Consider the following 8847-nt stretch of genomic DNA (forward strand, 5'->3'; position numbering starts at 1 on the left):
GAATGACATACGAAAATTCTTCTATTCTGCAACGCGCCGTTGTTTTATTTCCGTTTATTCCGCAGCGGCAGCGTCGCCTTCGGCGGGCGTTTCAGCCGGAGCGTCCTCCGCGCCGGTCTGCTCGACCGGCTTCTTGATCGGCGCATAGTCGTACACGGTCTGATAGGTGACCTTGTCGTACTCGTCCGTCGTCTGCACATCGGCCTCGCTCACCCACTGGTTGAGCAGCTCGTCGATGTTCTTGCCCATGCCCATCACGATCGCGGAACGGTAGTTTTCCAGTTCGCCGTCGTAATCGACCGGGATGCGCTTGATGATGTGATAGCCGTAATCCGTCTGCACCAGACCGGAGGTCTCGCCCTCGCCCAACGCCTTCGCGGCCTCGTAGAATGCGGGCATCATATCGCCTTCGGTGAAGATATAGCCGTCCGGATTACCGGCAAGGCCGGAATCCTCGCTCTTTTCGTTCATCACGGTATCAAAATCCTCGCCGCCGTTCAGGCGGTCCAGCACCGCTTGCGCTTCGGCCTTGGCCTCTTCCTCGGTGCGGATCTGGTTGCCCTGCGCATCCATGGTCTGGATCAGGATGTGCTTGGCGGCCAGATAGTTATCCTTAAAGTACTGCATCAGCTCTTCATCGCTGGGCAGGGCCACGCCGTTTTCGCCGAAATAGTATTCGTTCAGCTTGGAGAAGCAAGCGGAGGATACCATATAGTTATCATAGAACTGATCGGAAAAGCCAAACTGCGCGATGCGGTCCAGATATTCCTGCTTGCCGCCCGCGTTTTTGATTGCGACGCGGCGGTCGTCGCTCAGCTTCTTCTTGTCCCGCGCGCTCAGGGTAAGGCCGGCTTCGTTGAACTTCTCCTGCACGACGCGGACAAACACAGCCTGACTTCTTGCCATCTCAGGCATGGCGGGGCCCATCATGGCGGCGGCGTCCGGGTCGTCCCACATGCCGGTCATGCCGTAGGCCGCGTACATCTGCTCATAGTACTTCATCATATACAGCATGTAGCTCGCGAATTCATCCGCCTTGACCTCGCTGCCGTTTACGGTCATCACGACCGGGGAATCGCTTTTGTTTTCGCGGTAATCCACCGCATAAGCCTGTGTATACGCCACGGTAGCGCCCAGCGATACACAAAGCATGATCGCCAAAGACACAATACGCTTTCCAATTTGCTTCATGAAATCAGACTCTCCTTATTCATACCTAAATCCCGATATAAAAGTAATATTCGGTTGCACACTTCGGTTATTATAGCACCACGACACGCAAAACACAAGTATGGACACAAAATCATCACAATTTGCGAGCCGCCGGACGGACGCCGCGACCCCAATATTTCGACTTGCAAAGAATTTTTCCGCTCCGCCAAACCAAAAGCACCACATAATGTGAATTATGTGGTGCTTTTACTATGCGTTCATTTGCATTGTAGCACAAGCTCTCTAATATTGCAACGGGATTTGCTTGCGGTTTTGTGAAAGTAACACAAATCTAAAAGGAAATTTAAGGGCTTAAAAGTATAATTAACCGGAAAAAGCACTACATAATTCACATTATGTGGTAACCAAACGACAAACTCTTTGAATAGCAGGGACGCAATGCCATGGCGGTTATCACCGCTGTGTGCGGAAGCCCCAGCCGCCGTTGTCGTTTGCCAACAATAAGGGGTGGGGGGTTGATGCCGTCTGAAACTGGTAAGGCAATGGCAAACTAATGAATTCAGAACGGAGTGATTCAATGAAGTTACACAGAAAACTGGCCGGGCTGGTCTCGGCCGCGGTCGTGCTGTCCTCGCTGAGCGTGGGCGCGTTCGCCGCCTCGCCGTCGGACTTTGCCGACATGCCGAGCGACTGGTCGCGCCCCGCCTTGGAAAACGCGATCAACAACGGCCTGCTGAACGGTTCGGACGGCAAGATCAACGCCTCCGGCCTGCTCACCCGCGCGGAGCTGGCCGCCATCGTCAACCGCGCCTTCGGCGCGACCAAGACGGCGGATATTTCCGCCTATACCGATGTTCCGGCGAGCGCTTGGTACTATGCGGATATGCAAAAGGCCGTACATATGGGCACCTTTGAGGGCTCGGGCAACAAGCTTTCCCCTGCCAGCGCCATCACCCGGCAGGAAGCGTTCACCGTGCTGGCGCGCGCGTTCAGCCTTGCGGACGGCAGCGCTTCTTCCCTCTCGAAGTTCTCGGACGCCTCGGCTGTTTCCTCGTGGGCCAAGGGCCCGGTCGCGGCGCTTACCGAGGCGGGCTATGTGAACGGTTCGGGCGGCAAGCTCAATCCGACCGCTTCGATCACCCGCGCGGAGTTCGCGCAGATCGCGGACAACCTCGTTTCCGCCTACCTGCCCAAGGAATACACGGGCACGGCGGACGGCAACGCGATGGTGCGTGAAGCGGGCGCGGTGCTCGACAAGGCCGATATCAAGGGCGATTTAATTCTTGGCGACGGCGTGGGCGACGGCAACGTCACCATTAAGGACAGCAAGATCGCGGGCCGTCTGGTCGTTCGCGGCGGCGGCGTACACTCGATCATTATTTCCGGCTCGACCGAGATCGGCACGGTCGTTGTTTCCAAGGTCGACGGCAACGTGCGCGTCGCGACCGAGGGCAACGCCAAGGTGCAGACCATCGTCGTGGACGACGGTAAGGACGATGTGATCATCGAAGGCACGGTAGGCAAGGTCGAAATCGCTTCGGCGAACGTGCCGGTCGTGCTGCAAAACGCCAAGGTGGACGAGGTTGTCGTCTCCGCGGCGGGTGCGGATGTGACCGTGGACAAAAACTCCACCGTCAAGACCGTTACCGTTGACAAGGCCGCCGCGAACACGGCGCTGACCGTTGCGGGCAAGGTAGACACCGTGGCCGTACAGGGCAACAACACGACCGTGACCGCCGAAAAGGGCGCGACGATCGCCAAGGTACAGACCGCCGCCGCGAACACCGAAGTCAAGGGCGACGGCAAGGTGACCAAGGTAGAGGCGCAGGCAGGCTCGACCGGCGCGAGGGTAACGACCCCCGGCACCTCCATCACCGTTGATAAAGGCGCGGACGCGGTCAAGACCGATAAGGGCACGGTAGAACCCGGCAAGACCGGTTCGACCAGCGGCACGACCACCGGCGGCGGTGGCGGCGGTGGCGGTGGTTCGTCCACCACGACGGAAACGCTTGAGGGTTATCTCCCCGCTCCGCTGGCCGACGGCGCTGTAACGGATTATAAGGTAGATGTCACCAAGACCTCGAACCGCGATTATATTGACGTCAAGGTGAGTGGCACCAACCTGCAATATTCGCTGAACGCGGACACGACCTATCATCTGAACGACGATACCACCGCTGTCGGCGGCTTCTGGGCTGGCGTTGCGGTACCCGTTCCGGAAAAGGCTGATGCCGCGCATACACAGTTTAGCTGGACGAACGGCGATTGGGTTGAAGCCGCCGATACCGCGCGCGCTTTTAAGCAGTATGACAACAAGGACGGGTGCTTTATGGTATTCTACAGCGATCTTGCCGATGCAAAACCGGAGGATCACTTGCAGATTGTCTGGAAGGATGCCGAAAATCAGGAACTATCGACGCAGAAATTTGTAGTTGATTACTCCGGTGTGACGCTTGGTGCAAATGACGAGCAGGCGCTTATCATGCTTCTGGAAGGCGGTAAAAGCGCCATTCTGACGGAGGATATTGAAATTGGCGGCGCGGATCAGTCGAGCGGCCGTAAGGAAAACCTGATCACGATCCCAGAAAATCAAACCGTTATGCTCGATCTAAACGGCCACACGCTGACCGCTTATATCAATTACAGCACGACAACCAACAGTAAGAACCAGACTGTGATCGATTCCCGCTATTTTGTCATAAAGAATAACGGCAACCTGACGCTGAAGGACAGCCAAGGCAGCGGCAAAATCACGATGGGAAGCGACAACAGTATGATCGGTAACTTCGGCAAGCTGCAAGTAGAGAGCGGCGAATATGAAAACACCCTTTCTTGCCTGACCGCGATCATTGAAAACGACAGCGATATGACGATGACCGGCGGTTTGCTGACCGGCGGTGTCGGAATAGCCGCTTACGGTTCGGACAGCGTAACCAAAATGACCGGCGGCAAGATCGGCGCGCAATATCACGGTATTGCTTCCAATGGCACGATCAAGGAAGGCGTACAGATTTATGCCGGCTATACGGTTACAATCGGCGGTGCCGCAGAGATCGTCAGTGATGACACCGGCCTATACATGCCGGCGGATGGCACGGTCAATATTGAGGGCAATGCCGCGATCACCAGTACCGGCGCGGAGTTGAAAAATGGTGAAGCATATGCAGCGGCGGTTGGCATTGATTTACGCGTGGGTACGCTGAATATCACCGGCGGCTCGGTTACCTGCAACTATGCACAGAACGAAAGCGCAAAGCAGATTGGCGGTCAGTCCGGCAGTCTAACCGGCGCGATTATTGCAGGCAAGCCCGCTGGCTATACCGGCACGACTTCTTACATTGGAGATATCAACGTACGCGTAAACGGCGGCAAGCTGGTTAATACCGAAGGCGACGCTTTTGTGCTGAACCTGCTCGATGCGAAGGACGACAAGGTGAATGTGCAGATCACAGACAGCGAACTGACCGGCAGCGCACGCATGGTTACACCGGGCGACGGAGTCTCTGTCTGGGCTGCGATACCGACATATAAAAACGGCTACGCGTATCCCGCCCGCGAGGACGAGCCGCAGGATGGGGAATATCACCTGAGCTATGCGATAAACGACACGGGCGCGCTGGAGCTGCGTCTAGGCAAGGCCATACCGGAAAATGAGAAGCTAGCGCTGGTGTTCAAAAGGCCGGGCTATGATTTGCCGGTGTCTGAAATCGTGACTCTGGATTACTTTGCTGGCGAAACCGCCATACTGCTGGACAACATGTTCTTCGACATACCTACGGAGGGCGCGCACTATTATGAGGTTGCCCTCTGCTCTTACGAGAACGACAGCGACCTCGAAAACCGGACAGAGCTGACAAAGCTTGCAAAGCCGCTGGATATTACCCGCGAAGGGTCGGCGATCTCGGTGTCCTCGGCGGTGCGCGAGTCGGACGGTACGCTCGTCCTTTCGACGGCGGAACAGGCAGACAACAACGCCACCTATTTCATACGGGCGGTGCGTCAGCTAACCGAGACCGTGGACGGTTATGAATATAACTACGACGATATCTGGTCCTATACGGCCACACAGGACCGCGCGGGCGCTTTCACGGCCACGGCGGACGACTTGCCTACCGGTGAGTGGACGTTTGAGCTTGTGAAACTGACCGGGTTCCGCGTAGAAGCTGACGGCAGCGCGTCGTTCAACATGACGCCCTACGGCAGCGGCTACAAAGCCACAGTCTGAAATTTCTTGCCCTATTGCAAAGCTTAACCTTTGACCTCCTCCCTTGCATAATGGAGCCCGGCGGTGAAAACCGCCGGGCTCCAACTGTTTTTTTACTTTTCCATCAGCCCCACGCAGTCGTAGAAGGGCTTTTTCGCGATGAGCTCTTTATTATCCTTGAACAGAGTGTGGCCAAGCGTGATGACCAGATAATCCGCTTTTTCCAGTATCTCGTCAAAGGAAACGTTCGAGATCCCGTTCAGATCGCCGTAGGGCGCGAAGGGATCGCAAGCGATAAAGTTTACGCCCTTTTCCTTTAGGATCTGGCACAGCTCGATCGAGGGGGATTCGCGCATATCGTCCACATCGGGCTTATAGGACAAGCCCAGAACGCCGACCGTATCGGTCACCTTGGCTAGGCTGCCGATCACCTTTTCCGCCACAAAGCGCGGCTTGTTTTCGTTGCGCACACGCGAAGCGTGGATCACCTTGGCTTCCTCCGGGAACTGTTCGTAGATGAACCATGGATCGACCGCGATGCAGTGACCGCCCACGCCCACGCCGGGCGTCAGGATATTGACGCGGGGGTGGCAGTTGGCAAGCTTGATGAGCTCGAACACGTCGATGCCCATTTTATCGCAGATGATCGAAAGCTCGTTCGCATAAGCGATGTTCACGTCGCGGAAGGTATTTTCGGTCAGCTTGCACATTTCGGCGGTCAAATCGTCCGTCTTGTGCACCACGCCCTTTTCCAGTACCTTTTCATAAATGGCGGCGGCCATTTCGGCGGCCTCCGGCGTGCGCGCGCCGACGATACGGTCGTTATTTTTCAGCTCGAACATCATGTTGCCGGGAATGACGCGCTCCGGGCAGTGGGCCACGTGGATCTTGTCCATATCGATGCCGGACTCCTCGCTGAGCACGCGGGCCAGCATCTCGGAGGTGCGGGGCGGCACGGTGGATTCGAGAATAACCAGATTTTCAGGCTTTAGCAGCTTGCCCGCCATGCGCCCGGCGGACTCGACATACTTTAAATCGGCCTTGTGCGCGCCGGAATCATCCTGATAAAACGGCGTGGGCACGGCGATATAGAACACGTCCGACGGGGCGAGCTCGCTGGAAAAGTGCAGGTGACCGCCCGCCACCGCTTCGTCAAACGCCAGCTGCAGGCCGGGCTCGACAATATGGATTTTTCCGCTTTGCAGCTGCTCGATGGTCTTTTGGTTCACGTCAAAGCCGCAGACCTCGAACCCCGCGCCCGACAGCGTGATCGCGGTCGGCAGGCCGATATAGCCCAGGCCCATGACAGTAATTTTCATAATTTTCAAACCTCGTTCAACAAAATCTTCTATTATTATACCACCTTTCCGCTGAAATTCAATTCTTGGGTTTGAATTTTTCGCCAGTATCGTCTATAATGTAGTATGTAAAAGAATCGATAATGATGGGACTGAGACAAACCGCCATGATTTTTAAAGGACTGCTGTCCGACGCGCGCACGATCCGCGACCGCGACCCCGCCGCGCGCACCACGCTGGAAGTCTTTTTGCTGTACCAAGGCTTCCACGCGCTGATCTATCACCGGCAGGCGCATTGGCTGTATGAGCATAAACACTTTTTCCTTGCCCGCGCACTTTCACAGTTTGCGCGGCATATGACCGGTATCGAGATCCATCCCGGGGCAAAAATAGGCCGCGGCCTGTTCATTGACCACGGTATGGGCATCGTCATTGGCGAAACCGCCGAAATAGGCGATTACTGCACCATTTACCATGGCGTGACGTTGGGCGGCACGGGCCACGACACGGGCAAGCGCCATCCGACGATCGGCAACAACGTGCTTATTTCAACGGGCGCTAAGGTGCTGGGCCCTTTTACCGTGGGTGATAATAGCCGCATCGGCGCAAACGCCGTGGTTTTGCAGGGCGTGCCGCCCAATTCGACGGTAGTCGGGGTCAAGGCGCGCGTCGTCAAGATCGACGGCCAGCGCGTCGGTTCTGTGCCCAGCTACGACCTCGACCAGATCAACATGCCCGACCCTGTTTCGCAGGAGCTGTGCCGCTTGCAGCATCGCGTTTATATGAACGAACAGCGCCTTGCACGCGAGGAGGAAAAGGAACAGCCCAAGCAAAACGAATCCGAACAGAAAGACGACCATACGCAACCTTAACAAATCCCGCGGGCCTTTCGGCTCGCGGGATTTCAGACTGTCAAAAAACTATTTTTGACAGTCTGTCGATCGAAACAAAGCCCCATTTCGATCGAGTATTCCGGCTTCTGCGCGCGCCTTTTAGGCACACTTGAAGTCGGTTTGTATAAAAACCGAGATACATGCTCCCGGTTTTTATGGATTTCGCCGCAAGCGGCAAAATCCTATTTTATGCGCGCTGCGGCGCGAAGGGTTCATTGACAAGCTGAAATCCCGCGGGCCTTTCGGCTCGCGGGATTTTTCTATTTCTTGTTCTCTTTTCCCCGTGTTGCCTGCGGCTGTTCGATGCAATACATTTCCGTGTAGGCGGTGGCAGCCGGGTCGCCTCGCTCGGCGTCGTTATAGGGCCCGTTTGGCTGGGGGCCGAGCGCGGCGGAATCGATATGCCGGGCGTCGTCATAGCGAGGGAATCCTTTTTTATGGCACATAGCGGCACACTCCTTTCATTTTAAAGATAGTGTGCCGCGCGGCCGCGGATTTTAATCGCCCGCTTTTTTACATTGCCACCCGCTTGGACAAGAACTGTGCCGCGGTCTGGCTCAACTTGGAATCGACCTCGCTCGCGGCGGCGGTCTCGTCCTCGCTCAAAAAGGCGACGCAGCCCGTCACATCGCCGTCCGTAATGATCGGCGCGGCGACGACGACGTGGTAGCCATCATGCTCGGAAACGGAAACATCGGTGGTATCGCCGAGCTTATGCTCGTAGATTGTGCGCTGCTCCATGAGCGTTTCGAGATCGGATGAAATGCTTTTTTCATAAACATCCTTTTTCGCGCCGCCCGCGGCCGCGATCACCGCGTCGCGGTCACAGATGGCGCAGCTGAGGCCCGCCGTGCGGCTGAGCGCTTCGGCCAGCTCGGTCGCCACCGCGCCAAGCTCGCCCATCGGAGAATATTTCTTGAAGATCACTTCGCCGTCGCGGTCTGTAAAAATTTCCAGCGGGTCGCCCTCGCGGATCCGTAAGGTACGGCGGATCTCCTTCGGAATTACGACTCGCCCCAGGTCATCAATGCGGCGTACAATGCCGGTTGCTTTCATGTGCGCGTTCCCTCCCAAATACGGAATTTCTGGTTGTGATTGTAGTATAACTGCAACTCCTGTAAATATGTATTTTTTCTAGATTGGGAATTTCTACTGCGTCGCAAAAAAAGAGGAAACGCGGTCGTCAATGTCATTAAGTTAAGAGTTTGTCATCCTGAGCGGAGCGAAGGATCTCGCGCGAACGCGCGTTCCTTACCGGAAAATCGCGCGTTCGCGCGAG

General features: G+C 56.2%; 6 protein-coding genes. 2 read left to right on the top strand and 4 right to left on the bottom strand.

Translation table 11 applies throughout. The features are described from left to right. Positions 1-54: 54 nt before the first annotated feature. The gene (locus tag NE562_RS16295; protein ID WP_280963475.1) at positions 55-1191 is read right to left on the bottom strand and encodes a peptidylprolyl isomerase; all 1137 of its coding nucleotides are present in this window, start codon (positions 1189-1191) and stop codon (positions 55-57) included. A 559-nt stretch (positions 1192-1750) separates the two neighbouring features. Here NE562_RS16295 and NE562_RS16300 point away from each other — a divergent pair. Next, positions 1751-5398 carry an S-layer homology domain-containing protein gene (locus NE562_RS16300; RefSeq protein ID WP_280963476.1) on the top strand — a complete coding sequence of 1216 codons (3648 nt, stop codon included), beginning with the start codon at positions 1751-1753 and terminating at the stop codon, positions 5396-5398. Positions 5399-5490: 92 nt separating this feature from the next. Here the strand turns inward: NE562_RS16300 and NE562_RS16305 are convergent, their stop codons facing one another. Next, positions 5491-6696, bottom strand: a complete 1206-nt coding sequence (locus tag NE562_RS16305) for a nucleotide sugar dehydrogenase (RefSeq protein ID WP_280963477.1) — start codon at positions 6694-6696, stop codon at positions 5491-5493. 122 nt (positions 6697-6818) lie between these two features. On the opposite strand from NE562_RS16305, the gene epsC reads away from it, so the two are divergent. After that, entirely contained in the window at positions 6819-7547 is a 729-nt protein-coding gene (epsC, locus tag NE562_RS16310) for a serine O-acetyltransferase EpsC (protein WP_280963478.1), read from the top strand. A 281-nt stretch (positions 7548-7828) separates the two neighbouring features. Here the strand turns inward: epsC and NE562_RS16315 are convergent, their stop codons facing one another. Then, a complete protein-coding gene (locus NE562_RS16315) occupies positions 7829-8014 on the bottom strand; it encodes a hypothetical protein (RefSeq protein ID WP_280963479.1) in 186 nt (61 codons plus the stop codon). 67 nt (positions 8015-8081) lie between these two features. Further along, positions 8082-8624: a stage V sporulation T C-terminal domain-containing protein gene (locus NE562_RS16320; RefSeq protein ID WP_280963480.1), complete on the bottom strand. Its 543-nt coding sequence runs from the start codon at positions 8622-8624 to the stop codon at positions 8082-8084. Positions 8625-8847: the final 223 nt, after the last annotated feature.

Origin of the sequence: Butyricicoccus faecihominis (assembly GCF_024462775.1) — a bacterium.
Classification (GTDB): Bacteria; Bacillota; Clostridia; order Oscillospirales; family Butyricicoccaceae; genus Agathobaculum; species Agathobaculum faecihominis_A.